The organism is Pseudomonas sp. Irchel s3a12 (assembly GCF_900187485.1).
In the GTDB taxonomy this organism is placed as follows: Bacteria; Pseudomonadota; Gammaproteobacteria; order Pseudomonadales; family Pseudomonadaceae; genus Aquipseudomonas; species Aquipseudomonas neuropathica.
In genome coordinates, this window is the sequence record NZ_FYDN01000007.1 from 151,622 (window position 1) to 177,174 (window position 25,553).

The 25,553-nt window shown below is 60.5% G+C and carries 24 protein-coding genes; 13 read left to right on the plus strand and 11 right to left on the minus strand.

Annotation, left to right across the window (positions count from 1 at the left end; translation table 11 throughout):
* Positions 1-40 precede the first annotated feature (40 nt).
* The gene (yedA, locus tag CKW14_RS13775; protein ID WP_095048751.1) at positions 41-976 is read right to left on the minus strand and encodes a drug/metabolite exporter YedA; all 936 of its coding nucleotides are present in this window, start codon (positions 974-976) and stop codon (positions 41-43) included.
* 163 nt (positions 977-1,139) lie between these two features.
* Here yedA and CKW14_RS13780 point away from each other — a divergent pair, with 163 nt between their 5' ends.
* Complete coding sequence (locus CKW14_RS13780) at positions 1,140-1,592, plus strand: Lrp/AsnC family transcriptional regulator (protein WP_038361832.1); 453 nt, start codon at positions 1,140-1,142, stop codon at positions 1,590-1,592.
* Positions 1,593-1,731: 139 nt separating this feature from the next.
* Here CKW14_RS13780 and CKW14_RS13785 read toward each other — a convergent pair whose 3' ends face one another.
* From CKW14_RS13785 to CKW14_RS13795, 3 genes are all read right to left on the minus strand, one after another.
* Positions 1,732-2,337: a PolC-type DNA polymerase III gene (locus CKW14_RS13785; protein ID WP_095125482.1), complete on the minus strand. Its 606-nt coding sequence runs from the start codon at positions 2,335-2,337 to the stop codon at positions 1,732-1,734.
* A gap of 41 nt (positions 2,338-2,378) precedes the next feature.
* Complete coding sequence (locus CKW14_RS13790) at positions 2,379-2,858, minus strand: NYN domain-containing protein (RefSeq protein ID WP_007949802.1); 480 nt, start codon at positions 2,856-2,858, stop codon at positions 2,379-2,381.
* Between the two features lie 138 nt (positions 2,859-2,996).
* Entirely contained in the window at positions 2,997-3,755 is a 759-nt protein-coding gene (locus tag CKW14_RS13795) for a DUF2076 domain-containing protein (RefSeq protein WP_095125530.1), read from the minus strand.
* A gap of 178 nt (positions 3,756-3,933) precedes the next feature.
* On the opposite strand from CKW14_RS13795, the gene CKW14_RS13800 reads away from it, so the two are divergent.
* From CKW14_RS13800 to CKW14_RS13810, 3 genes are all read left to right on the plus strand, one after another.
* Positions 3,934-4,608, plus strand: coding sequence for a YciC family protein (locus tag CKW14_RS13800; protein ID WP_095048753.1), 675 nt, complete (start codon positions 3,934-3,936; stop codon positions 4,606-4,608).
* Between the two features lie 75 nt (positions 4,609-4,683).
* Positions 4,684-5,763, plus strand: a complete 1,080-nt coding sequence (locus CKW14_RS13805; protein ID WP_095125483.1) for an endonuclease/exonuclease/phosphatase family protein — start codon at positions 4,684-4,686, stop codon at positions 5,761-5,763.
* 51 nt (positions 5,764-5,814) lie between these two features.
* Positions 5,815-6,735 (plus strand): hypothetical protein, encoded by a 921-nt coding sequence (locus CKW14_RS13810; protein ID WP_095125484.1) that lies wholly within the window; start codon positions 5,815-5,817, stop codon positions 6,733-6,735.
* A 67-nt stretch (positions 6,736-6,802) separates the two neighbouring features.
* On the opposite strand, the gene hrpB is transcribed toward CKW14_RS13810, so the two are convergent.
* Entirely contained in the window at positions 6,803-9,322 is a 2,520-nt protein-coding gene (gene hrpB / locus CKW14_RS13815; RefSeq protein WP_095125485.1) for an ATP-dependent helicase HrpB, read from the minus strand.
* Positions 9,323-9,432: 110 nt separating this feature from the next.
* On the opposite strand from hrpB, the gene CKW14_RS13820 reads away from it, so the two are divergent.
* Both CKW14_RS13820 and CKW14_RS13825 read left to right on the plus strand, forming a co-directional pair.
* Positions 9,433-9,852 (plus strand): hypothetical protein, encoded by a 420-nt coding sequence (locus tag CKW14_RS13820; protein WP_007909665.1) that lies wholly within the window; start codon positions 9,433-9,435, stop codon positions 9,850-9,852.
* Between the two features lie 12 nt (positions 9,853-9,864).
* Positions 9,865-10,773: a cation diffusion facilitator family transporter gene (locus tag CKW14_RS13825; RefSeq protein ID WP_095125486.1), complete on the plus strand. Its 909-nt coding sequence runs from the start codon at positions 9,865-9,867 to the stop codon at positions 10,771-10,773.
* On the opposite strand, the gene CKW14_RS13830 is transcribed toward CKW14_RS13825, so the two are convergent.
* A complete protein-coding gene (locus tag CKW14_RS13830) occupies positions 10,767-11,819 on the minus strand; it encodes a DUF6515 family protein (protein ID WP_095048758.1) in 1,053 nt (350 codons plus the stop codon). The two genes, CKW14_RS13825 and CKW14_RS13830, sit on opposite strands and share 7 nt — an antisense overlap.
* Positions 11,820-12,269: 450 nt before the next feature.
* On the opposite strand from CKW14_RS13830, the gene CKW14_RS13835 reads away from it, so the two are divergent.
* Together CKW14_RS13835 and CKW14_RS13840 are read left to right on the plus strand one after the other, a co-directional pair.
* Complete coding sequence (locus tag CKW14_RS13835; protein ID WP_008081091.1) at positions 12,270-12,749, plus strand: Lrp/AsnC family transcriptional regulator; 480 nt, start codon at positions 12,270-12,272, stop codon at positions 12,747-12,749.
* A 295-nt stretch (positions 12,750-13,044) separates the two neighbouring features.
* On the plus strand, positions 13,045-13,254 hold the full coding sequence (locus CKW14_RS13840) for a DUF2788 domain-containing protein (RefSeq protein ID WP_007909655.1): 210 nt from the start codon (positions 13,045-13,047) through the stop codon (positions 13,252-13,254).
* Here the strand turns inward: CKW14_RS13840 and CKW14_RS13845 are convergent.
* The 4 genes from CKW14_RS13845 to CKW14_RS13860 form a co-directional block, all read right to left on the minus strand.
* Entirely contained in the window at positions 13,249-13,884 is a 636-nt protein-coding gene (locus CKW14_RS13845) for a pseudouridine synthase (protein WP_095125487.1), read from the minus strand. The genes CKW14_RS13840 and CKW14_RS13845 overlap by 6 nt on opposite strands.
* 72 nt (positions 13,885-13,956) lie before the next feature.
* The gene (gene amn / locus CKW14_RS13850; protein ID WP_016986142.1) at positions 13,957-15,456 is read right to left on the minus strand and encodes an AMP nucleosidase; all 1,500 of its coding nucleotides are present in this window, start codon (positions 15,454-15,456) and stop codon (positions 13,957-13,959) included.
* A 182-nt stretch (positions 15,457-15,638) separates the two neighbouring features.
* Positions 15,639-17,288 (minus strand): acyl-CoA dehydrogenase family protein, encoded by a 1,650-nt coding sequence (locus CKW14_RS13855; protein WP_095125488.1) that lies wholly within the window; start codon positions 17,286-17,288, stop codon positions 15,639-15,641.
* A 96-nt stretch (positions 17,289-17,384) separates the two neighbouring features.
* Positions 17,385-19,739 (minus strand): hybrid sensor histidine kinase/response regulator, encoded by a 2,355-nt coding sequence (locus CKW14_RS13860; protein WP_095125489.1) that lies wholly within the window; start codon positions 19,737-19,739, stop codon positions 17,385-17,387.
* A 304-nt stretch (positions 19,740-20,043) separates the two neighbouring features.
* On the opposite strand from CKW14_RS13860, the gene CKW14_RS13865 reads away from it, so the two are divergent.
* From CKW14_RS13865 to CKW14_RS13880, 4 genes are all read left to right on the plus strand, one after another.
* Positions 20,044-20,841 (plus strand): hydroxymethylpyrimidine/phosphomethylpyrimidine kinase, encoded by a 798-nt coding sequence (locus CKW14_RS13865; RefSeq protein WP_007909650.1) that lies wholly within the window; start codon positions 20,044-20,046, stop codon positions 20,839-20,841.
* An 18-nt stretch (positions 20,842-20,859) separates the two neighbouring features.
* Positions 20,860-21,483: a thiamine phosphate synthase gene (gene thiE, locus CKW14_RS13870; protein WP_095125490.1), complete on the plus strand. Its 624-nt coding sequence runs from the start codon at positions 20,860-20,862 to the stop codon at positions 21,481-21,483.
* A gap of 15 nt (positions 21,484-21,498) precedes the next feature.
* Positions 21,499-22,782, plus strand: coding sequence for a glutamate-1-semialdehyde 2,1-aminomutase (hemL, locus tag CKW14_RS13875; protein ID WP_093434628.1), 1,284 nt, complete (start codon positions 21,499-21,501; stop codon positions 22,780-22,782).
* A gap of 225 nt (positions 22,783-23,007) precedes the next feature.
* Entirely contained in the window at positions 23,008-23,562 is a 555-nt protein-coding gene (locus CKW14_RS13880) for a tetratricopeptide repeat protein (protein ID WP_003228518.1), read from the plus strand.
* Positions 23,563-23,714: 152 nt separating this feature from the next.
* Here CKW14_RS13880 and CKW14_RS13885 read toward each other — a convergent pair whose 3' ends face one another.
* A complete protein-coding gene (locus CKW14_RS13885) occupies positions 23,715-24,044 on the minus strand; it encodes a DUF1820 family protein (RefSeq protein ID WP_003185742.1) in 330 nt (109 codons plus the stop codon).
* A 133-nt stretch (positions 24,045-24,177) separates the two neighbouring features.
* Here CKW14_RS13885 and miaB point away from each other — a divergent pair, with 133 nt between their 5' ends.
* On the plus strand, positions 24,178-25,506 hold the full coding sequence (miaB, locus tag CKW14_RS13890; RefSeq protein WP_095048763.1) for a tRNA (N6-isopentenyl adenosine(37)-C2)-methylthiotransferase MiaB: 1,329 nt from the start codon (positions 24,178-24,180) through the stop codon (positions 25,504-25,506).
* The last annotated feature ends 47 nt before the right edge of the window (positions 25,507-25,553 follow it).

The following is a 25,553-nucleotide window of genomic DNA, read 5'->3' on the forward strand; positions in this document are numbered from 1 at the left end:
GGAAAAAATAACGCAGGCATGCAATGCCGCGCAGTTTACCCTAATTCGTACGCGTTTCTGTGGGAACGGCTGTCGGCGCCACGACTGGCGGCTGTGCCGGCCGACGCCACTGCGGCAAGCCGATCAACACCACCGCGCTGATGATCACCAGCATCGCCAGCGCTTCTTCGATGCCGATGGTCTCGCCGACAAACACAATCCCCAGCAACACCGCGACCGCCGGGTTGACGTAGGCATAACTGGTCGCCGCCGCCGGACGTACGTGCTTGAGCAGGTACATGTAGGAATTGAAGGCGATGATCGAGCCGAAGAAGATCAGGTACGCCAGCGCCAGCCAGCCTTCAACCGGCGGCACGGCTTGCAGGTGCTCGCCGCTGACAACGCTGCCGATCAGCAGCACCACACCGCCAACGAGCATTTCCACCGCGCTGGCCATCGCGCCCTGTGGCAACGGCAAATGTCTGCTCCACACCGAACCGAACGCCCAGGTTGCCGCCGCGAAAATCAGCAATGCTGCGCCCAGCGGACTCGATTGCAGGTTGGAGCCCATGTTGAGCATGGCAATACCAACAATCCCCAACGCCACCCCGGCCCATTCCAGCCGAGTGTTACGCGCGCCCCAGAAATATCCACAGAGCAAAGTAAACAACGGCACCGTCGCCACCGCCAATGCCGCCACACCCGAAGCCACGCCCGTGTGCTCGGCCACGCTCACCGCTCCGTTACCGAAACTGAGCAGCAAAATCCCGATGATCCCCGCCGCTTTCCACTGCGCCCAGGTCGGCGCCGGAGCCCCGCGCCAGCGCAGGAAGGCGTACATCAGGCTGCCGGCGATCACGAAGCGCACCCCGCCGAGCATCAGCGGCGGCCAGTATTCGACGCCGATGCGGATCACCAGATAGGTCGATCCCCAAATCACATACAACGCAAAAAACGCGGCGATCAGCGGCAAGGAAAAACGGCGCAAGGCAGACATGGGCAGCTCGAAAGTCTGAGTCAGGGGATGGATTATTCTAGAAAGGCTGACGAGCAAAAATAAGTTACAAAACCTGTTTATAGCGCCGGTACACTTTGGAAATCACGGAGATCGGTGGAATAAACCACGATTTCGAAAGTCTGGCATTTTCAGGAGTCCGGCCTTGGACAAATACGACCGCATGCTGCTCAGCGCCCTGCTGGAAAATGGCCGTGCGTCCTACGCCGATCTGGCACGCAAAGTTAACCTCTCCGCCCCGGCGGTGGCCGAGCGCGTTGCTAAACTTGAGGCATCCGGGGTGATCACCGGGTATGAGGCGAAAATCGACCTGTCGAAAATCGGCCTGCCGATCCAATGCATGATCGAATTACGTCTGCACCAGAACGGCAGCCAGAAGGTCTACGACGAACTGGTGAAGATCCCGCAACTGACCGAATGCTTTCGAGTCACGGGCGATCCGTGCGTGATGATGAAGGCTGCGGTGGGGTCGATGACGGAGCTGGAGGAGTTGATCAATCGGGTGGCGAAGTTTGGCTTCAGCAAGACCTCGATTGTGTTGTCGAGCGCGATTGAAAAGCGCGTGCCGCTCGGTCACATCGAAAGCAACGGCAAATAGTTCGGCTCCCCCGAATGATCGTTCCCACGCTCTGCGTGGTAATGCAGCCCGGGACGCTCCGCGTCCCGTTTAAAGCCGAACGCAGAGCGTCCGTTGAGGCATTCCCACGCAGAGCGTAGGAACGATCGGTCTGTGGGGATCAGCGGTAGCGTTGGAGGTGTTCGCTGACTTTCGCAGCCGGGACTTTCTGCAACTTGCACAGCAGGTCGTGCGATAGCTCGCTGACGCCGTGCTTGTGCCGCAACTGATCCGCCAGATGCGCCATCAGATTCGCCGCCATCTCGGCATCGGCCATGGCCCGGTGAGCCTGGCCGGTATGCGGCAGGCGCGCGAACGTGGTGAGCGTGCCGAGCTTGTGATTTGGTGCCGCAGGCATCAAGCGCCGTGCCAGCAGCAGCGAGCAGGCAAAGTTCTGCAATCGCGTGCGTTTGATCCGCCCCAGTTCAAAGTCCCAGAACTTCTGGTCGAACGAGGCGTTGTGCGCGACCAGCGGCGTGCAACCGACAAACTCATTGACCTCGTTCATCACCTGCTCGGCCGAGGGCGCGGTGCGCAACATGGCGTTGCTGATGCCGGTCAGTTGTTCGATGAACGCAGGGACCCGCACGCCGGCGTTCATCAGGCTCTGGTAACGCTCGACGATGCGGCCGTTTTCCAGCATGACCACAGCGATTTCCGTGGCGCGGCAGTTGCTGTTCGGCGACAGGCCAGTGGTTTCAAAGTCGATGACTGCAATGCGTTCCAAACCGAGTTCAACTCCGTACAAATCAATTCTTCAGTAACAGCTCAATTCTTCAACAACAGTGCGCCTTCGATCGGCACATAACGGCTGGCGGCGCGGATCAGCGAGTTGGCGGTCAGACCCGGCACGCCGTAGGCGACCGCTTGCACGCCGTGTTTGCTGATGATGCGTTCGAGCAGCATGTCGAAATCGCCGTCACCGGAAGCCAGGACGATTTCGTCGACGTGGTCGGCGGCGTCCATGATGTCGAGGGTGATGCCCACGTCCCAGTCGCCCTTGGCCGAGCCGTCGCTGCGCTGGATGTAGGGTTTGAGCTTCACGGTGAAACCGAGGTTGCGCAGGATCTGCTGGAACTGTTGCTGCTTGCTGTCGCCACGGTCGATCGCATAGGCGTAGGCCTCGACGATCTGCCCGTCCTTGCTGATGTCGGCCCACAATGCGGCATAGTTGAAGTGACAACCATAAGCCTGACGCACGGTGTAGTAGAGGTTCTGCACGTCGGCGAACACTGCGATTTTTTTCACCGGAGTTCCTGTGGGCGCGCAAGCGCACGAAGCGGGATCAGGCGCCAGGCCCGAAAAAGGCGCTCAGTATGCCAGCCATCAGGAGGGTTCCGCGAATAATCGGCCCGGAGCCCTCAGGGGCTCCGGACGAATGGTGAATCAGACGAAGGAATCGTCGTCATCAAAGAAGGAAGAATTGTCGTTGCCGTAGTCGGTGTCGGTGAAGCCGCCCTGGTCGTTGCCAGAGAAGCCGTTATCGGCCACACGCTGGTCATCGCCCCAACCGTTGTTGCTCTGGTCGGCAACCTGCGCCGGTTCTTCCTTGATCACTTCAACGATTTCTTCCGGCTGCTGGTTATGATGGAACAGGCTGCTGATGCCCTGCGCCAGCATCACGCCACCGGCCACACCGGCGGCGGTTTTCAAGGCGCCGCCGAGGAAGCTGCTGCCGGCTGCCGGAGCGGCTTGTTGCGCATAGTTAGGCGGTGGCGCGCCGAAGTTCTGTTGGGGTGCAGACGCGCCGTAATTCTGCTGCGGTGCCGGTTCGCGCCAGCCGCCAGTCGAGGCCGGCGCGGCACTCTGAGTCGGCGCCGGACGCGGGCTGCCACCAAAAATGCTCGACAGGAAACCACCGCCGCCGCTCGGCGCCGGTGCGGCACTCTGCGCCTTGGCCGACTGCAACTCCGCCTGCAAACGCTGGACTTGCTGAGTCAGTTGTTTGTTCTGCTCGTCGAGGCTCTTGAGCGCAGCCTCTTGCACCAGAATCGCCTGGGTCATGAAATAACCTGCCGCCGGCTGGCGGGTCAGGTGTTCCTTGATCCGCGTTTCAGCCTGGGCGTCGCGCGGGGCTGCCTCCGTTTCGGCCTGTTGCAGCCGCGAAAACAGTCCATCGATCAGGGTTTGCTCTTCGCTGTTCATGGCGACCTCGTAGATTGCCGGGGATAACATTGCCCTCGTCCACGTTGGCCGAGGTGCTCTCCTGTAATGGAGACGGTGACAAAACGTTTCAATGACCTTTACCGAATGTTTACGTTTGTGTCGCGCCAGCCATCATCGGTTAAAGTGAGCCACTGTTTTCGACCTGCGATACCGACTGATGAATGCCCTCGAAGTGCTGCGCGACTCTCTGTATTTTTTCAAACGCCATTTGGGCAGCATCGTGCGGTTGTGCCTGCCGCTGGTGATTTTCGAAGCATTCCTGCAACAAGTGGTCGATCACGCCAGCGGGCCGGATAACATCTCGGCGATCAGCATCATCGTTGGTCTGTTGGTGTATCCGCTGTACACCGCCGCACTGATCCTCTTTCTCGATGCGCGCAGCCGTGGCGAGGCGCCGCGCAACCGCGATCTGCTGGCGATGGCCGCCACTCTGTGGCCGCGTTTCGCGTTGCTCACGGCGCTCAATACCTTGCTGATTCTGCTGGGCCTGTCGCTGTACTTCCTGCCGGGCCTGATGCTGATGGTGATGCTCGCGTTCGGCGAATACCTGCTGGTACTGCGCGGTATGGGACCATTGCAGGCGATGAAGGAAAGCCTGCGCCTGACCCGCGGGCATTTCTGGCGGATCCTGCTGTGCATTCTCTGCGTGATGACGCCGCTGTGGTTGCTCAAAGGCGCGACACTGGCGGTGTACCCCGAGCCGCAGAATCCTGTGATCGCCATTCTGATCGACAGCGCTCACAGCTTCCTGCAACTGTTCACCAGTGTGGTGTTGTTCCGCCTGTTCATGCTGATCAGCGAATTACCTGACAAACGTGACAGAGCCATCTGACAGCACTGCGCTTGGGCTTCGAGACGACCGTCAGGTATGCTCGGGGCCACTTTCTGTAACGCTATAAGCCGAGCCATGACCCGTCTACTGCGCTACACCCTGTTGTTTGTCGTGCTCGCCATCGCCCTGATCGGCGGGCTGCTGTTCAGCCTGACCTGGCGCCCCGACGCCCGCGAAACCGTGCCGGTCAGTTGCACCGCCACAACGCCGACGCTGGTGCCCGGGCAGGCGCTGAAAGTCATGACCTGGAACGTGCAATACCTGGCCGGCAAACGCTACGTGTTCTGGAATGATCTGGCTCAGGGCGATGATGAAGCGCCGACGCTGGAAGACATGGCCTTCAGCCTCGACGAAGTGGCGCGGGTGATCCGCGACGAGCAGCCCGATCTGGTGCTGTTGCAGGAGCTCGATGACGGCGCCAAGGCCAGCGACTATCAGAACCAGCTCAAGCTGTTGCAGGAACGGGTCGCCGACCTGTATCCGTGCAGTGCCAGTGCGTTCGACTGGAAGGCCGAATTCGTTCCCGACCCGCACATTTACGGCAGCGTCGGCCGGCAACTGGCGACCCTGAGTCGCTACCGCATCGAACACGCCGAACGCCTGCAATTGCCGGTCGCTGCCGCCAACTTCATCAACCGCCAGTTCCAGCCGAAAGACGCCCTGCTCGCGACCAAACTGCCCCTGAGTGACGGCGGGCAACTGACCGTATTCAACACCCACCTTGAACGCTCCAGCCAACCGGGTGACACCGCGCAAGCACAATTGACCGCCGTAGCCAAAGTGCTCGACAAGTATGAGAGCCAAGGCCTGCCGTGGCTGATCGGCGGCGATTTCAATCTCTTGCCGCTGGGCCAGTACCGCCGCCTGCCTGCCGAACAGCGCACGCCCTACTCCGCCGACAGCGAATTGCATCTGCTGTGGGACAAGTACCCGATGATCCCGACCAACAACGAAGCCAGCGGCATCGACCGTGCGCGCTGGCTGACCCACTACCCCAACGATCCCGGCCTGAATGGCCCGGATCGCACGGTCGACTATCTGTTTTACAGCCCGAAGATCAAGCGGGTCGAAGCAAGGGTGCGCCAGGACGACACGTTGCGCATCTCCGATCACCTGCCGGTGATTGCGCGCTTCCTGCTGCCGGCGGCGCCATAGGCAGGGCCGAGGATCATCGCCCCGTCGCCCGAATTGACGATATGGAATCCCATGAAAATCTTATTGGTGTGCAAGGACATTGGTGGTTACGCGCGCAAACTGGCGGACTACCTGATGATCGACAATGACGTGTGTTTCATCGATACGTCATCGATGCAGAACAGCTTTGATCAAGCGCCGAAGATCTTGCGCCGCCCGCTGAAACGCTGGGCGCAGTTACGCCAGTTCAATAAAGCCATCGCTGCGTGCGGGAGATTTGATGTCGCGCTCATCATCAACCCGGCCCAGATCGATACGAAACAGTTGGCCGCCGGACTCAACGTCTCGGACCACAAGATCGCCTACCTCTACGACAGTTTCAGTCGCTGGCCGATGACCCGCGAAGAACTGGCCGGTTATAACGAGGTGTTTTCCTTCGATCCGCAGAATGCCGAAAGCTACGGCCTGAAGAAACTCCACAACTTCATTTACGACGACTACGTCGCCGACGGCGAGCCCGGTGAATACTCGGCGTTTGTGGTGATGGCGGGTAAGGATCGGGTGCCGGCACTTACCGGTCTCGCGCGGGCGTTCGATTGCCTCGGGGTGACCGATTACAAGTTTCTGGTTCAGAGCAAACCGATCCCGGGCGCGCATCCGGGCATCACTTTTTTCGAACAGAGAATGTCGCTGGAATCCGTGGGTGAGTTGGTCAAGCGCTCACGGATTATTCTGGACATTGCCAAACCCGGTCAGGCCGGTTTGAGCTTCCGTTTCTTCGAAGCCATGGCCTCACGGAAAAAAGTCATCACCACCAACAAGAGCGTGGTCGACTATGACTTTTACAACCCGGCGAACATTCTGGTGATCGATGAGGCCAACCCGGTGATTCCGGAACGGTTCATTACTGATCCGTATATCGATGTGCCTGAGCACATTTACCAGAAGTACACCTTGCAGGGGTGGGTCAAAACGGTCTTTTCGCGTTCATGAAATGACATCGCAGGCAGCCCCTCCACGAAACCCTGTGGGAGCTGCGCGGGCTGCGATTTTTTACTCTTCAGGTGCCGCGCGGTTTGGCACGTGCAGTCGCCTCGGCCACCAGCGGATCATCCGGCCAATAATGCTTCGGGTAGCGGCCCTTCAAATCCTTCTTCACCTCGGCATAGGTGCTGCGCCAGAAGTTGGCCAGATCCTGCGTCACCTGCACCGGTCGCCTTGCTGGTGACAAAAGATGCAACTTGACCACCTGCCGCCCGCCGGCAATCCGCGGCGTATCCGCCAGTCCGAACAACTCCTGCAAACGCACCGCGAGAATCGGCGGAAACTCGCTGTAGTCCAGACGAATCGACGACCCCGACGGCACACTCAGATGATGTGGCGCCAGCTCATCAAGCTTCTGCGGTAGCGGCCACGGCAGCAAGTTACGCACAATGCTCGACAGATCCAGATTAGCAAAATGGCTGAGCCGCGAGACCTTGCCCAGATACGGCATCAGCCAGTCTTCAAGGGTATCGAGCAACGTCGCATCACTGACATCCGGCCACTGACTGTCGTCCTGATTGTGCAATTCCAACTGCCGCAACAACGCCACACGTGCCTGCCACTGGCGCAGTTCCGGCGTCCACGGCAGCAGTTCCAGACCTTTGCGTCGCACCAGATTGACCAGCGCCTGACTGCGCGCATTTTCATCAAGACCGGTCAACGGCTCACGGCTGAGAATCAGCTCGCCGACCTTGCGCTGGCGCTCGGCGCGCAATACGCCTTCGCGTTCGTCCCAGTCGAGTTGATCAACGTTGCGCACCTGTTCGGCGAGCACCGAATCGAACAGCGCCGGATCGAAATCCGCCGCCAGATAAATCCGCTCCTCGCGCTGGCCCTGACGGCTGCCGAGGTCGGCAATGACGATCCACGGCTCTTTCATCAGGCTATCGGCTTCGGCGAACAGCGCCGCGCGACCGTTGGCCAGACGATATTCGGCGCCACCGGCACGCCGCTGTTGCGCGACGCGATCCGGGTAGGCCAGCGCCAGCAAGGCACCGAGCCAGCGCGGATGATCGGGATCGCTGACCGGCTCGCTCGCCTTGCCGCGCAGATAACCGCGATATTGCCGCACCAGTTGCCGGGCGCGCTGCACACCACCGTGCGCACCGCGAGCGGCGCGTTCTTCGCCGGATAGCAGAACCAAGCGACTGTGCAAATCTGCCCCGGCACCGCGCAAGATATCGCGCTCGCCCAGCAGCGCGGCGACATCGCAGGCCATGTTCGCCAGCCCCAGCGCCTGACCGCGCAGGAGCAAATGCCCGATGCGCGGATGCGCCGGCAACTCAGCCATGGCCTGACCGTGAGAAGTCAGCGCCTCACCTTCCAGCGCGCCGAGCCGCTGCAACAACTCCTGCGCCTGGGCATAAGCGGCCGCCGGCGGAACATCCAGCCAGACCAGTTCGCCCGGCGTCACACCCCAGCGCCCCAGTTGCAACGCAAGACCGGCGAGATCCGCCGAAAGAATTTCCGCACTGCCATACGCGGCCATTTGCTCGTGTTGATCCTGCGACCACAAGCGATAACACACGCCCGGTTCCAGACGCCCCGCCCGGCCGGCGCGCTGCGTAGCACTGGCCTTGGAAATGCGCTGGGTATCGAGGCGGGTCATGCCGCTGCCGGGATCGAAACGCGGCACCCGCGCCAGCCCGGCATCAATCACCACGCGCACGCCGTCGATGGTCAAACTGGTCTCGGCAATGTTGGTCGCCAGCACCACTTTGCGCTGGCCGGTCGGCGCCGGGTCGATGGCGGCACGCTGGGCGTTGAGGTCCAGTTCGCCGTGCAATGGGCACAGCAAAACATCGCTGCGCTCACCGATCGCGTCGGCCAGTTGTTGATGGACGCGACGGATTTCCGCCTGTCCCGGCAGGAATACCAACAGGCTGCCGGTTTCATCGTGCAGTGCTTCGAGCACGGTTTGCGTAACGCGTTGATCGATGTATTCGCCGGGCTGATACGGCCGGCCCCAGCGCATCGTCACCGGGTACATGCGGCCTTCGCTGCGCAGTATCGGCGCGTCATCCAGCAACCCGGCCAGACGCTCGCCTTCCAGCGTGGCCGACATCAGCAAAATCTTCAGCGGCTGTTCAGCCCGGAACAGCTCGCGACCGTTCAGACTTAAGGCCAGCGCCAGATCGGCGTCGAGGCTGCGTTCGTGAAACTCGTCAAAGATCAGCAGGCCCACGCCTTCCAGCGCCGGATCATCCTGCAAACGGCGGGTGAGAATGCCTTCGGTGACCACTTCGATACGCGTATTGGGGCCGACTTTGCTGTCGAGACGGATGCGATATCCGACGGTTTCCCCGACCTTCTCGCCCAACTCGCTGGCCAAACGCTCCGCTGCTGCACGCGCAGCGAGACGCCGTGGTTCAAGCATCAGAATGGTTTGCCCTGCCAGCCACGCTTCATTGAGCAGGGCCAAGGGCACGCGGGTGGTTTTACCGGCGCCCGGCGGTGCTTCGAGCACGGCTTCGTGGCGTGTCGCGAGGGCTTCACGCAGGGCGGGTAAAACGTCATCGATTGGCAAAGAAATCATGCTGGCTCCAAAACAGAGGCGCGAGTATAACGGCGAACTGCTAGGCGTTCGTCAGGGTCTTAACTTCACACGACTACGCTTCGTTCTTAGATGAATCAGGAGATTTCCCCATGCGCTTACCTTTTCGCCTGATCGGCGGTGTACTGGTCGCTACCCTGCTCACGCAAATTACCGCGTGCGGTTCGATTTTCTACCCGGACCGGCGCGGGCAGATCGACGGCAAGATCGACCCGGCGATTGCCGTGCTCGACGCCGTGGGCCTGCTGTTCTACGTCATTCCCGGGCTGATCGCGTTTGCCGTCGACTTCGCCACCGGTGCGATCTATTTCGAACCGGGCCACACTGCGCAGATCGATCCGGCCAAACTCAAGCAAGCCATCGGCCCGGACGGCCAGGTCGATAATCACAAGTTGCAGGCTATTCTCGAAAGCGAGTTGGGCCGAGATTTCCCACTGGATGATCCGCGCCTGATTCAACACAAGGGCAGCACTCAACAACTGGCGATGTTCGGCCTGCAACCCGCCGCTTAAAAAGGACGTTCAATGACATCCAGCCCCGAACACGCCCGCCTGCTCAGGCTGGCAACCCGCGCCTCGGTAGCGGTGGCGTGCACGCTGATCATCGCCAAAGCCATCGCCTGGTGGCTCAGCGGCTCGGTGAGCATGCTCGCCGGCCTTACCGACTCGGCGCTGGATGGCATCGCTTCGCTGCTCAATCTGCTGGCCGTGCATTACGCGCTGCGCCCGGCCGATAACGATCATCGTTATGGTCACGGCAAGGCGGAGTCGCTGGCGGGGATGGCGCAGGCGCTGTTCATTGGCGGCAGCGCGGTATTGATCGCGTTTCAAGCCTATGAACGCATCCAGCATCCGGAACCGCTTGGCGCACCGTGGATCAGCATTGGCGTGATCATTTTCTCATTGCTACTGACGGTGGCCTTGCTGGTGCTGCAGCATCGAGTGATCAAGCAGACCGGTTCCAACGCCGTGCGTGCCGACTCACTGCATTACCGATCCGACCTGTTACTCAACGGCAGTATTCTGGTGGCGCTGGTGTTGGCCGGGTTCGGCTGGCATCAACTGGATGCCTGGTTCGGACTCGGCATTGCCGCCTATATCCTGTGGAGTGCGATCCAGATCGCCCGGGAAAGTTTTTCGGTGCTAATGGATGAAGAACTGCCAACCGACGTCAGTCAGCACATGCTCGAATTGGCCTGCAGCGTGCCGGGGGTGTTGGGCGCGCATGACTTGCGCACGCGGATCTCCGGCAACCACTGGTTTGTGCAGTTGCACCTGGAATTGCCGGGGGAATTGACCCTGTCAGTGGCCCACGGCATCAGCGACCAAGCCGCCGATGCCATTCACAAGGCCTACCCGCGAGCCGAAGTGCTGGTGCACGCCGACCCGCAGGAAGTGGTGAAGTCAGAACGGGCGCAAACCCGGCTTCAGTAACTGACCTGATAACCGCGACCGCTCAGGCAATTACCCTGCGCCTGACGGTACGCCTGCACCACTTCGGGTGCCGGTTGATACGTCGCGGTGCGCGGGTCGAAACCGCTTTGCTGCACGGCGTACTGATAGCACTGGTATCCGTCCTGCTGCACCTGCTCCGGCGACTGGCCGTTGGCCGGATAGGCTTCGACGTCATAACCTTGGGATTGCGGCTGCGGTTGTGGCTGAACCGGCGGCTCGACGACTATATAATCCTGGGTCGCCTCCTGATACGCGTAGTAGGCACCGGCGGCGAGGAACAATAGCGAACCACCGATCCACACTTCACGGGCGTAATCGGGCAAATACTGAATGCGAATCCCGCGTGGCGGCTGCACGACGATGTAGCGCGGGCCTTGTGGGCGATACCAGTAGCCTGCGGAGTAGAAGTAATCCTGACCGCGATACGGCACGCGGTAGTCACGATCCGGGAAACGGTCGATCACATGCCCCGGTCGATATTGCGGACCAGGCCCCCAGCCATTGCCATGACCATCCGGACGGCCCGGCCAGCGATTGTCATTGGGCCGGTTACCGGTCTGCCATTGCTGATTGTGATAACCGTTTTGCGGGCGCTCGTCGCGGTAGTAACCCTGACGCGGTTCCTGGGTCTGGCGCACGGTATCGGGCCGTGGCTGGATCGGCAGGCTATTGGCCGGCAGTTGTGGCGGTGGTGGCGGCTGGCGCACCGGGTTGGGGTTATACGCCGGACGATTCTGGTCGTGGTTTTGCCACTGACCATTGTTGTTGCCGTTGTGCTCGAACTGGCGGCTGTTGTCGCCACGAATGATCTCGTTGTTCTGCGGGCGCGGCTGATTCTGCTGTGGCTGATTATTCTGCGGACGCGGCTGATTGTTGCCGCCATGGCCCTGATTATTGCCCTGATGGTCCTGGCCATGGCCACCGCCCTCCGGCCCGCGATTCTGCGGTTCATCGGCAAGCGCTTGCGCACTGACACTCACACACAGCAAACCAACACCGGCCAGACGCCAGATGCGCGAATTCATGCTTTTTCTCACTGCGGGGCCTGTAAATGTAAGAGGGCTTGTCACTAAGACCGGGAATACACACACCGGGTTCTGCAACAGGTTATCAGTCACGCAACTTATTTATTGAGCGTCCAGCATGAAATCTCAGGCAAGAAAAAAGGGAGACCCGTCGGCCTCCCTTTAGAGAACTTCGTCCTGGCTCGACGCTTTTGACGTCGGCTCACCTCACGCCGTCTTCTGGACAGTGTGCAGCTCGGGGGCCGGCACAACCCCGGTGGGGGTGGCGGCCGCGGCAGGCCGGATAGGGCGGGCCGCGTGGACTGTGTTACCGAGCAGTGATTCTGGTGATAAGAATAGGCCTGAGACGGCGACAGAGGATTGCGAAGATTGCTGAAATAAACACCACTTGCGCAATTTTTAACCCTGGATAGATAATCTGCCGCAATAGTTACAACCAAGGACAGATTGATGAGCAAACTCGACCGTTACGACCTGAGTATTTTGGCGGAATTGCAGCGCGACGCCCGCATCTCCAACCAGGAGCTGGCCGAGCGCATCGGTCTGTCGCCCTCCCCTTGCTCGCGCCGGGTCAAGCAACTGGAAGACGACGGGTATATTTCGCGTCAGGTGGCATTGCTCGATCGCAAAATGCTTGGGTTGAGCCTGACGGCGTATGTGCTGATCGGCATGGACCGACACACGCCAGAGCGATTCGAGAACTTCGAAGCGGCGATTCGCACGTTGCCGCAGGTGTTGGAGTGCAGTCTGGTGACGGGGGTGGATGCAGATTACCAGTTGAAGGTGGTGGTGCCGGATATGGATCACTATCAGAAGCTATTGCTGGGACACCTGACCCGGATTGAAGGGGTGACCAGCGTTCGTTCAAGCTTCGTACTGAATCAGGTGCTCAACAGCACAGAACTGCCCTTGACCCACCTGCGCAACTGATCAAAAGCCCCTCACCCCAGCCCTCTCCCAAAGGGAGAGGGGGCCGACCGAGGAGTCTGGCGTCATACATCGACCTGAAAGATTGAGTCGATTATGGATTCACAACAGAACGTTCAGGTCGGCGTATTTTGCGAGCATCCCCCGGTCAGTCCCCTCTCCCTCCGGGCGGTCCGACGTTTCGGGAGGGTTAGGGTGAGGGCAACAGTTCCGGATCAGACCCAGATCAATGTCACCCCACACACCTTGGCGTATACTCGCCGCGCCCTTTTAGCCCCATGCGCGTCGGAGAAACCCAATGGATCCAGCCTTATTAGAAGAGTGGATGATGACCGGTCTGGTCAGCATCCTGATCATTTTCATGGGTTTCATCGTCTGGGATCTGGCGAAGAAGTCCAAAGCCGGGCGCTTTGGCTCGTTCATTCTGTTCTTCGTACTAGGCCTGGGCGTGGCCGCGTTCATCATCAAGAGTGTGGTGATCGGCCTGATCGAATCCGGCGCTTTATAAGCGCGGCGGCACTTCCTTCCACTGGCCCTGATCGAGTCCGTCGATCGTCCAGTCACCAATCTTCACCCGCACCAACCGCAATGTCGGCAGGCCTACCGCCGCCGTCATGCGCCGTACCTGACGGTTGCGCCCTTCGCGAATCACCAGTTCCAGCCATGACGTCGGTATGGTCGCGCGAAAACGCACCGGCGGATTGCGCGGCCACAACTCAGGCTCATCCAGCTGCCGCGCTTCGGCGGGCAAGGTCATGCCGTCATTCAGTTCAACGCCATCGCGCAAGCGCTGCAATTGCTCAGCCGTCGGCACGCCTTCGACCTGCACCCAATAGGTCTTCGCCAGTTTGTGTTTCGGATCGGCGATACGCGCCTGCAACTGCCCGTCGTTGGTCAGCAGCAACAAGCCTTCGCTGTCGCGATCCAGGCGTCCGGCCGGATAAATGCCGGGCACATCGATGAAATCCTTGAGCGTCGCCCGCCCTTCACCGTCGCTGAATTGCGTCAGCACATCGAACGGTTTGTTGAACAGGATCAGTTTCGGCTCGGCCGGGGGTGCCTTGGCAACACGGCGCGGCGCGGACGACTGAGGCTTCGCGCCGGAGCGGCGGGAAGGTGGACGCGGGGGACGAGACATAAGAGAACAGACATTTAGCGATCAGGGCTGACAATGCTAGTGCCCCGACCGCCAAATGACCACGACTAAGCGTTAACGGAACGGCGGCTCGTCGAAGCTGCGCAATTTGCGCGAGTGCAACGAGTTGAGTTCAGTGCGCAGCAGGTCCACCGCTTCAATGCCGATCTTCAAGTGCTGGCTGACCGCGCGTTCATAGAAGGCATTGGCCGAACCCGGCAGTTTGATTTCACTGTGCAGCGGTTTATCTGAAACGCAGAGCAACGTGCCGTATGGGACCCGCAGGCGATAACCCTGCGCTGCAATCGTGCCGCTTTCCATGTCCACGGCCACGGCGCGGGACAGGTTGATCAACGGTCGTTCCTGCGCCCAGCGCAATTCCCAGTTACGATCGTCATAGGTCAGCACGGTGCCGGTGCGCAGGCGTTTTTTCAGATCATCGCCCTTCTCGCCAGTGACATTGGCGGCAGCCTGTTGCAACGCCATTTGCACTTCCGCCAGGGCCGGGATCGGGATGTTCGGCGGCACCACACGGTCGAGAATGCCGTCGCGACGCATGTAAGCGTGGGCCAGCACATAGTCGCCGATGGTCTGCGACTGACGCAGGCCGCCGCAGTGGCCGATCATCAGCCAGCAATGCGGACGCAGCACCGCCAAGTGGTCGGTGATGTTCTTGGCGTTGGACGGGCCGACGCCGATGTTGACCAGCGTCACGCCGTGGCCATCGCTGGCGATCAGGTGATAGGCCGGCATCTGGTATCGGTGCCAGACCACACCGGCCGCAATCGCCGATGCTTCGCCGTGATCCATGCCCTTCTCGATGATCACGTTGCCCGGCAACACCATGCGCACGAAACGCGGGTCGCGGCGCAACTGTTCCAGACCATGGACGATGAACTGGTCGACGTAGCGGTGATAGTTGGTCAGTAGAATCCACGGCTGCACATGCCGCCAGTCGCTGCCGGTGTAGTGCACCAGACGGCGCAGGGAGAAATCCACGCGCGCGGCGTCGAACAAGGCCAGCGGCAGCGGATCGGTGTTTTCCCAGTCGTAAAGACCGTCGGCGATGCCATCGGTAGCGGCAGACAAGTCGGTGCTCGGGAACACCCGCGCCAGCACGGCAGCGGTGACGCCAGAGCCGGCGAGTTCATCGCCCTGCTCGACCACGTACGGATACGGAATGTTTTGCTGGCTGACGCCGACTTCCACAGTCACGGTGAAGTCGTGCATCAACGGCACCAACTGTTCGAGCAAGTACTTGCGGAACGCCGCCGGGTGGGTGACGGTGACGCTATAGGTGCCCGGCAGTTGCACCTTGGCATAAGCGCGGGTGGTCTGCGGCACTTCGCCCTGGCAGTGATAGGTCAGACGCAGTTCGGGATAACGAAACAGAGCACGCTGCGCAGCGTCGGGTTCGACGCGATCCTTGAGGTAACGCTTGAGCGCCGAGTTCAGCGCAGTGGTGGCCCGCTCATGCAGCTCGGCCAGACGGTCCACGGCTTGTTCGGCGGTTTGAACGACAATAAACGCTTCGGTCACGATCAGCTTCCTGTGTTCTGACTTGCAGAGCTTCATCTTGCCTGCATCGTGGCGTCACGGGAACAGTGGCGTTGTGGGTGTACCCAAATCTTTAAATCAATGAAGATCCCCTGTGGGAGCGAGCCTGCTCGCGAATGCGGTGGGTCATTCAATAAAGATGTCGACTGATACACCGCTTTCGCGAGCAGGCTCGCTCCCACAAGGGGATTTTTGCTTGATTAGAAACCTTGTGGGGTTGAGCGGGCGACGATGGCTTCGACGTCTAGCCCACGCGGCAAGGCGCCGTAAACCCGGCCGCCACCGCTCAGGCGGCTGGCGATGAAGGCATCGCTGACCGTTGAATTTCCGGCCTCCAATAAAAGCCTGGCCTGTAAACCGAGCGCGATGTCTTCGGTCAGTTGCCGCGCGCGATACTGAATATCACTGGTGTCCTTGAACTGCGCCTGCAACTGCTGAATATGCGCGGCCAGGCGCTTGTCACCGTGCCCGTCGCCCAATTCGCTGAACAACACATCAAGCACACCCGGCTCTTTCGACAACGCCCGCAGTACGTCCAGACATTGCACATTCCCCGAACCTTCCCACGTCGAGTTCACCGGCGCCTCGCGGTACAGACGCGGCAGGATGCTGTCCTCGACATACCCGGCGCCGCCCATGCATTCCGCCGCTTCGTTGATCATCCCCGGCGCGCGCTTGCAGATCCAATACTTGCCCACCGCCGTCACCAGCCGCGCAAATTGCGCTTCGTGGCGATCATCCAGATGATCCAGCGCCTTGCCCATGCGCAAACTCAGGGCCAGCGCGGCTTCGCTTTCCAAGGCCAGATCAGCCAGGACGTTTTGCATCAACGGCTGTTCGCTGAGCAGTTTGCCGCCGACCTTGCGGTGTGCGCAGTGGTGGCTGGCCTGGGTCAGCGCCTGACGCATCAACGCGCTGGAACCGACCATGCAGTCGAACCGAGTCATAGCGACCATCTCGATAATAGTCGGCACGCCGCGCCCCTCCTCACCAACCATCCACGCCAGCGCGCCACGGAACTCCACTTCGCTGGAGGCGTTGGACTGGTTACCGAGTTTGTTTTTCAGGCGCTGGATGTAGAACTGATTACGCGTGTCGTCCGGGCGATGCCGTGGCAGCAGGAAACAACTCAAACCCTTGTCGGTCTGCGCCAAGGTCAGAAACGCATCGCACATCGGCGCCGAGCAGAACCACTTGTGCCCGACCAGTTCATAAGCCTGACCCGGGCCACTGGCGCCGACCGGGTAAGCCTTTGTGGTATTGGCGCGCACGTCGGTGCCACCCTGTTTCTCGGTCATGGCCATGCCGATGGTCACGCCGGCCTTGTGCGCCATGCCGACGTTGCGTGGGTCGTATTCGGTGGCGAGGACTTTCGGTAGCCACTGCTCAGCGATGTTCGCCTGCAAACGCAGGGCCGGCACACTGGCGAAGGTCATGGTCAACGGGCAACCGCTGCCGGCTTCTGCCTGGCTGTGCAGATAGGTCATCGAGGCGCGCGCGACATGCGCGCCGTCCTGTGGATGGGTCCATGGCAGCGACGTCAGGCCATGCTCGATCGCCGTGCCCATCAGTTCGTGATAGGCCGGATGAAACTCCACCAGATCGATGCGATGACCGTAGCGGTCATGGCTGGCGAACGTTGGTTTGTTCTGGTTGGCGAGGAACCCGGCTTCCATCAACGGCCCACCAGCGAGTGCACCGTAGGCATCGATCCGCGACTCCGCCCACCCGGCACCAAAGCGCCGCGACCACTCCTGCAACGGCAGGTCGATGCGGTACAGGTTAGTGCCGTCCAGCGACGGTGGCTGGTTGGTGACTTCGTGAGTTTCGGCGAACTGATGCAGGTTCATGACGGGCTCCTTCGGGCAACCAAGGAACCCAGTTAAGCACCGCTCCGCAACCGGTCAAAGTGTCATATCCGCCGAATTTGCGGCGCTTTTACCCTGTTAGCAGCACAACACCCGCCGCTCCAGCGCAGATTGCAGATCTTCGAATTTTACGGGTTTGTTCAAGTAATCGACCGGCGCCCCCGTTGCGCAAAGCTCTCGGTCGGCAGTTAGCGCCAGCATGAATACCGGCAAGTTCGCGCAGCCCGGCAACGCATGAATCTGGCAGCACAATGACGCGCCGTCGTAAGCCGGCAACTGGCAATCGATCAGCACTGCGTCGAAAGTCTCTCGTTGCAAGCAATCAAATGCCGCCGCGCCGTTGTCGGCGGTACGCACGCGAAAGCCGAGCTTGAGCAACATGCCACGCATCACCAGTTGGTTGACACTGTTGTCATCCACCAGCAGCACCGTGCAGTCCTGCGGCGCACGCACACAATCGTGCGAAGGCGCGACGATCGGCGCAGCTTCAACCGCCGGCAGTTCAAACTCAACGTCCAGTTGAAAACGGCTGCCACGCCCGGGCTCCGAGCGATGAGTGAGCTTGCCGCCGAGCAGCTCAACCAACTGTCGGCAGATCGCCAGCCCCACGCCCAGTCCGCCGTATTCGCGGGTCATCGAACCGTCGAGCTGGAAGAAGCGCTGGTACATCGTCGCCTCGCCCAGATCGGTAAAACCGATGCCGGTGTCGATCACCGCAAACGACAACGCCAGGCGATTGTCCGTCGACGGTTTGCCGGTCACCCGCAGCGCCAGCCCGCCGACGCGGGTGAACTTGATCGCGTTGTCCAGCAGGCATTCCAGGCATTGCGCGAGTTTGGCGCTGTCGCCGTACAGGCGATCTGGCAGGGTCGGCAGCACCTCGACCTTGAAGTCCAGCGACTTGCTCGCCGCGTTGCTGTCGAACTGCACGCGCAACGCTTCGACCACCGCGCGCAGGCTGAAACTGCCCGGCGCAGCCTTGAGCTTGCCGGCCTGCAATTCCGTGAGGGTGAGGATGCCGTTGACCATGCGCATCATGTCCCGCGCGGAACCGGCGGCGGTCTGCTGGTATTGCTCAAGCTCCGGATCCAGCTCGACGGTCTGCATCAGCTCCAGCGAACCGATCACGCCGTTCATCGGTGTGCGCAATTCGTGGGTCAGGGTCGCGAGGAATTCGTCCTTGAGTTTGTTGCTGTGGGCCAGTTGCTGGTTGAGCACTTCGAGTTTCTGCCCGGCGTCATACAGGGTCTTCGCCTGTTGCTCGCGCATCGCATTGATCCGGTCGGCCAGTGCCAGCGACAGCAGCGCCACTTCGATAGCTGAGCCGATCTGGCTGGCATACATGGTCAGGAATACGTTCGGCAGCAGGCCGAGCACCATCAGCGTGTTGACGATGCCGCCGAGCAGAAACGCCGACCACGCGATGATGAAATAGCGCGCCACGCGCAAACCACGCCACCAGGCCAGAATCCCGGCGGCAAAAATCACCACAGTGAAGGTCAGTGCCAATATCGTCGCCAGACGCAGCGACAGTGCGTAACTGGTCATCAGCGACAAACCGACCACCAGCGCACCGAACGCGATCAGTGCAATCAGCAAGCGATCAAGCCAGCGACTATGGTTTTTGGTCTGCAGGAAACTGCGGGCGAACTGACTGCCGAACAGCCCCGCACAGCCGATGAAAAATGGCGTGGCCGCGTTGGCCCACCAGGGATTGTCCGGCCAGAAATACTCCACCGCCGCACCGTTCACCGACAGCTGATAAAGGCCAAACGAGGCGATATAGAAGATGTAATAGAGGTAACTGGTGTCGCGCACACTCAGGTAGATGAACAGGTTGTAGACCAGCATCCCCAACAGCACGCCATAAATGATCCCCAGCACATACAGGCGCACCGGCTGATCTTCGAGGTACGCCGTGCTCGACCACAACGTCACCGGCGCCTGAATCGAGCCTTCACTGGCCAGTCGCAGGTACACGGTTTGTTGTTGACCCGGTGCGAAAGCGAGGTCGAACAAATAGTTGTTCTGGCGGATCTCGCGACTGGCGAACGGCAAGGCGTCGCCGGTTTGTCGGACGAGGCGGTAGTCGCCATTGGCGTCGGCCGTATAGAGGTCGAGATGGTCAAGCGGTGGATAAGCCAGCTCCAGCAGCCAGGTGCGCTGGGCGGCGGGATTGCTCGGACGGTAATGCAGGTCAATTTTCAGCCAGAACGCCGAACGCGAGTAACCGGCATTAAGCGTGGCTTTATCGTGGGGTTTGAAATTGCCAGCGGCAGCCTGCGCGCGAACATCGGCAATGCTCGCCTGACCGCTCGGGTCTTCGAACACTTGCAGCGACCGGCCCAGAGGGAGGCTCTGGGTAAATTCGTCGAATTCGACGGCGCTCGCCATGAGGGGCAAGCAGAACAACAACATCAGCAAATAGCGCATTGAAGCCCCAGCGTGGCTCGTCCGGTTGTGTCAGGAAGCCCCCCCATTCCCTTTGAGTAGACGTAAAACCGGTATTACCTGTTATTGGTTTGGATCCAGACTAGCATAGCCGTTGATGGCCATTGAGCACCATTGAAATTTTTCCTACAAAGGCTCTAGAACGGGCGTTCCAGAGCAAAGCAGCGGGCTAGAGCTGTTGAGTTGGTCAACTTGTGACAGCATGGTCGCAATCTCTTGCCGGGTTATCGACCCGCCACAACAGCACTGAACCCGAAAATCAGCTTTGGTGGTAAGCTCGCGCACCATGAATATCTACAGCTCCCGCCCCGTTGTCCTCTGTCTCTCCGGCCACGACCCAAGTGGTGGCGCCGGCTTGCAGGCAGATATCGAAGCCCTGCTCGCGCAGGGTTGCCATGCGGCTCCGGCCGTCACCGCCCTGACCGTGCAAGACACCGTCAACGTCACTGACTTCCGCGTCCTCGACCGTGAGTGGGTGTTGGCTCAAGCCAATGCCGTACTCAACGACTCCGAAGTCGCGGCAGTCAAACTGGGCATGCTCGGTTCGCTGGAAATGGTCGACACCGTTGTCGAACTGCTTTCCGCGCACCCGCACTTGCCGGTGGTCTGCGACCCGGTGCTGCGCGCCGGCGGCGGCGGACGCCTGGGCAAGGACGAGGTGGGTTACGCGATGCGTGAGCGTCTGCTGCCGCTGTCGATCATTGCCACCCCTAACCTTCCTGAAGCGCGAATCCTCGCCGAACTGCCCGAAGGCACTGCGGACGAGTGCGCTGAAAAACTCCTGCCGTTCGTCAAAAACCTGCTGATCACCGGCGGCCATGGCGACGAAACTGAAATCCACAACCGCGTTTACAGCCGCGACGGCCTGCGTGAAACCTTTATCTGCCAGCGTCTGCCGGGCAGCTATCACGGTTCCGGTTGCACACTGGCCAGCGCCCTCGCCGGTCGTCTGGCCCAGGGCGAACACCTGGCCAGCGCTGTGCGCAGTGCTTTGGATTACACCTGGCGCACCCTGCGCGATGCCGAACAACTGGGCAAAGGCCAGTTCGTCCCGCGTCGCCTGCCGCTGGATTTCTGCTCGTAACGTCGTGAGGTCTGCCTGATGAAACTACGTGGCCTGTATGCCATTACCGACAGCCAGTTGCTGGCCGGCAAGTTTCTGTCTTACGTGGAGGCGGCGCTGGAAGGCGGCGTCACCCTGCTGCAATACCGCGACAAGAGCAACGATGAGGCCCGCCGTCTGCGCGAGGCCGAAGCGCTGCGCGATCTGTGCGAGCGCTACAAGACGCAGTTGATCATCAATGATGATGCTGAACTGGCGGCGCGCCTCAACGTTGGCGTGCACCTCGGCCAGACCGACGGCCCGCTGTCGCCGACCCGCGCCCTGCTCGGCTCGAAAGCGATCATCGGTTCGACCTGCCACGCGCAAATCGCGCTGGCCGAACAAGCGGCCAAAGAAGGTGCGAGTTATGTCGCCTTCGGTCGCTTCTTCAACTCCAACACCAAGCCCGGCGCGCCGACCTGCAGCCTCGATCTGCTCGACGAAGCCAAGCGCACGCTGCACCTGCCAATCTGCGCGATTGGCGGCATCACCCTCGACAACGCCGCGCCGCTGGTGGCCCATGGGGTCGACCTGCTCGCCGTAGTCCACGGTCTGTTTGGTGCCGAGAGCACCGCCGAAGTGACCCGCCGCGCCCGCGCGTTCAATGAATTACTGAAAGTCTGATTTGAGAGCCCGATCATGTCTCGTTCCGAAACGCTGTTTGCCAATGCCCAGAAACACATCCCCGGTGGCGTGAACTCGCCCGTTCGTGCGTTCAAGAGCGTTGGCGGCACGCCGCTGTTCTTCAAGCACGCTGAAGGTGCTTACGTTACCGACGAAGACGACAAGCGTTATGTCGATTACGTTGGTTCGTGGGGTCCGATGATCCTCGGCCACAGCCACCCGGACGTGCTGGACGCAGTGCGCAATCAGCTGCAACACGGCTTGTCGTACGGTGCGCCGACCGCGATGGAAACCGAGATGGCCGATCTGGTCTGCTCGCTGGTGCCATCGATGGACATGGTGCGCATGGTCAGCTCCGGCACCGAAGCGACCATGAGCGCGATCCGTCTGGCCCGTGGTTACACCGGCCGTGACAGCATCATCAAGTTCGAGGGCTGCTATCACGGCCACTCCGACAGCCTGCTGGTCAAGGCCGGTTCCGGCGCACTGACCCAGGGCGTACCGAGCTCGGCCGGTGTGCCGGCGGCGTTCGCCAAACACACCCTGACCCTGCCGTTCAACGACATCGACGCGGTTGAGAAGATGCTCACTGAAGTCGGCCAGGAAGTGGCCTGCATCATCGTTGAGCCAGTGGCCGGCAACATGAACTGCGTACCACCAGCGCCGGGCTTCCTAGAAGGCCTGCGCACGCTGTGCGACAAGCATGGCGTGGTGCTGATTTTCGACGAAGTGATGACCGGTTTCCGCGTTGCCCTCGGCGGTGCTCAGGCGTATTACGGCGTCAATCCAGACCTGACCACCTTCGGCAAGATCATCGGTGGCGGCATGCCGGTCGGCTGCTTCGGCGGCAAGCGTGAAATCATGCAGCGTATTGCGCCGCTGGGCCCGGTGTATCAGGCCGGCACGCTGTCGGGTAACCCACTAGCGATGGCCGCCGGTTTGACCACGCTGCGTTTGATCAGCCGTCCGGGTTTCCACGCCGAGCTGACCGACTACACCACGCGCCTGCTCGATGGCCTGCAACAACGCGCCGATGCTGCTGGCATTCCGTTCGTGACCACGCAGGCTGGCGGCATGTTCGGTCTGTACTTCAGCGGCGCCGACGACATCGTAACCTTTGAAGATGTGATGGCCAGCGACGCTGCCCTGTTCGGTCGCTTCTTCCACCTGATGCTGGAAGGTGGCGTGTACCTGGCGCCGAGCGCCTTCGAAGCCGGGTTTACCTCGATCGCCCACGGCGAAGCCGAGTTGAAACTGACACTGGACGCTGCCGAGCGCGCCTTCGCCGCACTAAAATAACCGCACTACCGCTGACGTTGGCTATCACCAGCGTCAGCATTCACCTACATCGACGCTGTTTTTCCGATGCCCCTGCTAAAAATCTCCCCTAAAGTGGTCGATATATTCCCCGCGCAGCAGAAAAACGAGTAAAGACTTTGTAAGGTTGGCCCTGCTTATTTCATAATGCGCGCTTATTGGATCCCTCGATGGGTCCGCGTGCCCTTCAGAGGTAAGTCGATTCCCATGAACCGCACCGGCCGCACCCTTGCCTTGGGCTGCCTGTTGCTCCTTCAGCCCCTGCTCGCGCATGCACAAGCAGGCGGCAACTCGTTGTTGATCCCGGCGATGGGTCGTTGCACCCTCAATACTCAGCCGCAAGACGTCACGCAGGCACTGGCTGCTTGCCAGAAAGCCGCGGACGAAGGGGATGCGCAAGCGCAATACGAGTTGGGTGAGTTCTACTACGACGGCAAGAATGCCCCGCGCGACCTCAATCAAGCCTTGAGCTATTTCGAAAAAGCCTCGTTGCAAGGCCACGCTCAGGCGCAATTCAAACTTGGCACCATGTTCTTCCACGGTGAAGGCGTGCAGGCCAACAATATTCAGGCGTACATCGTGCTGAAGATGGCCGCGGTCAACGGCGCTGAAGACGCGCTGGACACGGCCGACGAAGTCTCCGAAAAAATGTCCCGCGAAGACCTTGAAACCGCGACCCAGGTGCTCGGGCAAATTTTCCGTAAATACCTGATGGAACTGCAGAGCGCCGATGGGCGTACGCCGTTTTCGCCTCTTCCCTGATTTCTCTATAGATTTTTCTGGCCTCTTCGCGAGCAGGTCGAATCGTCGCACCGTCGCTCCCACAGGGATCTTCTGAACACTGGAGATCTACTGTGGGAGCGACGGTGCGACGATTCGACCTGCTCGCGAATGGAGCGACGCGGTCTTGAAGCTTACTTCTCAGGCATCGGCATCGGAAACGGCATCACATTGCCGACCGCGCCGCGGGCTTCGCTGATTTTCGGCGTGCCCAGACGTTCCACTTCATCGATGCGCACAATCGAATGCATCGGCACAAAGCTGCGCACCACGCCTTCGAACTGCGCCTTGAGCTTTTCTTCGCTCGGATCGACGACCACTTGCGTGCGCTCGCCAAAGACGAACTCTTCCACTTCCAGAAAGCCCCACAGATCACTTTGATAGATCTGCTTGGCGTACATTTCGAACACCTGGCCCTGGTTGAGGAAAATCACCTTATAGATTGGAGCTTCGCGTTTGGTCATGGCGGGGGGATAACATCGGGGATAAAAATGAGGGCGCAAACTATAGCATAGCCACCGGACGCGCAGCGGTAGGAACCTGAAGGCTTGTTCCCTATAATGCGCGGTTCTTTGAATCACGTGATGACCCTAATCCATGGCCAAGAAGCTTTACATCGAAACCCACGGTTGCCAGATGAACGAGTACGACAGCTCGCGCATGGTCGATCTGCTGGGTGAACATCAGGCCCTGGAAGTCACCGCGCGTGCTGAAGACGCCGACGTGATTCTGCTCAACACCTGCTCGATCCGCGAGCGCGCCCAGGATCGCGTGTATTCGCAGCTCGGCCGCTGGCGCGAACTGAAACTGGCCAACCCAGAGATGGTGATCGCCGTTGGCGGTTGTGTGGCCAGCCAGGAAGGCGCGGCGATTCGTGATCGCGCGCCGTACGTCGACGTGGTCTTCGGCCCGCAGACCCTGCACCGCCTGCCGGAAATGATCGACGCCGCGCGTATCACCAAGCTGCCGCAAGTCGACGTTTCGTTCCCGGAAATCGAAAAATTCGACCATTTGCCCGAGCCGCGCATTGATGGCCCGAGCGCTTATGTGTCGGTGATGGAAGGTTGCAGCAAGTACTGCACGTTCTGCGTGGTGCCTTACACCCGTGGCGAAGAAGTCAGCCGGCCATTCGATGACGTGGTCGCCGAAGTCATTCACCTCGCCGAAAACGGCGTGCGTGAAGTGACGCTGCTGGGGCAGAACGTCAATGGCTATCGCGGTACGACCCATGACGGACGTCTGGCTGATCTCGCCGAATTGATCCGTGTTGTCGCCGCCATCGACGGCATCGACCGCATTCGCTACACCACTTCGCACCCGTTGGAATTCTCCGACAGCCTGATCCAGGCCCACGCCGACGTCCCGGAACTGGTCAAGCATCTGCACTTGCCGGTGCAATCGGGTTCCGACCGGATTCTCGCGGCGATGAAGCGCAACCACACGGCGCTGGAGTACAAATCCAAGCTGCGCAAACTGCGTGCGGCGGTACCGGGCATCTGCATCAGTTCGGACTTCATCGTCGGCTTCCCCGGCGAGACCGAGAAAGACTTCGAACAGACGATGAAGCTGATTGCCGATGTCGGTTTCGACTTCTCCTACTCGTTCGTTTACAGCCAGCGCCCGGGTACCCCGGCGGCCGATCTGGCCGACGAGACCCCGGAAGAGTTGAAAAAGGAACGCCTGAACGCCCTGCAACATCGCCTGAATCAGCAAGGCTTTGAGATCAGCCGACAAATGGTCGGCTCGATCCAGCGCATTCTGGTCACCGACTATTCGAAGAAAGACCCGGGCGAGCTGCAAGGGCGCACCGAGAATAATCGAATCGTCAACTTCCGCTGCGACAATCCGACCCTGATCGGCCAGTTCGCCGATGTGCACATCGACGCGGCGCAACCGCACTCGCTGCGTGGCTCGCTGATCCAATAAATGCAAAAGATCGCAGCCTTCGGCAGCTCCTACATGGATTACATTCC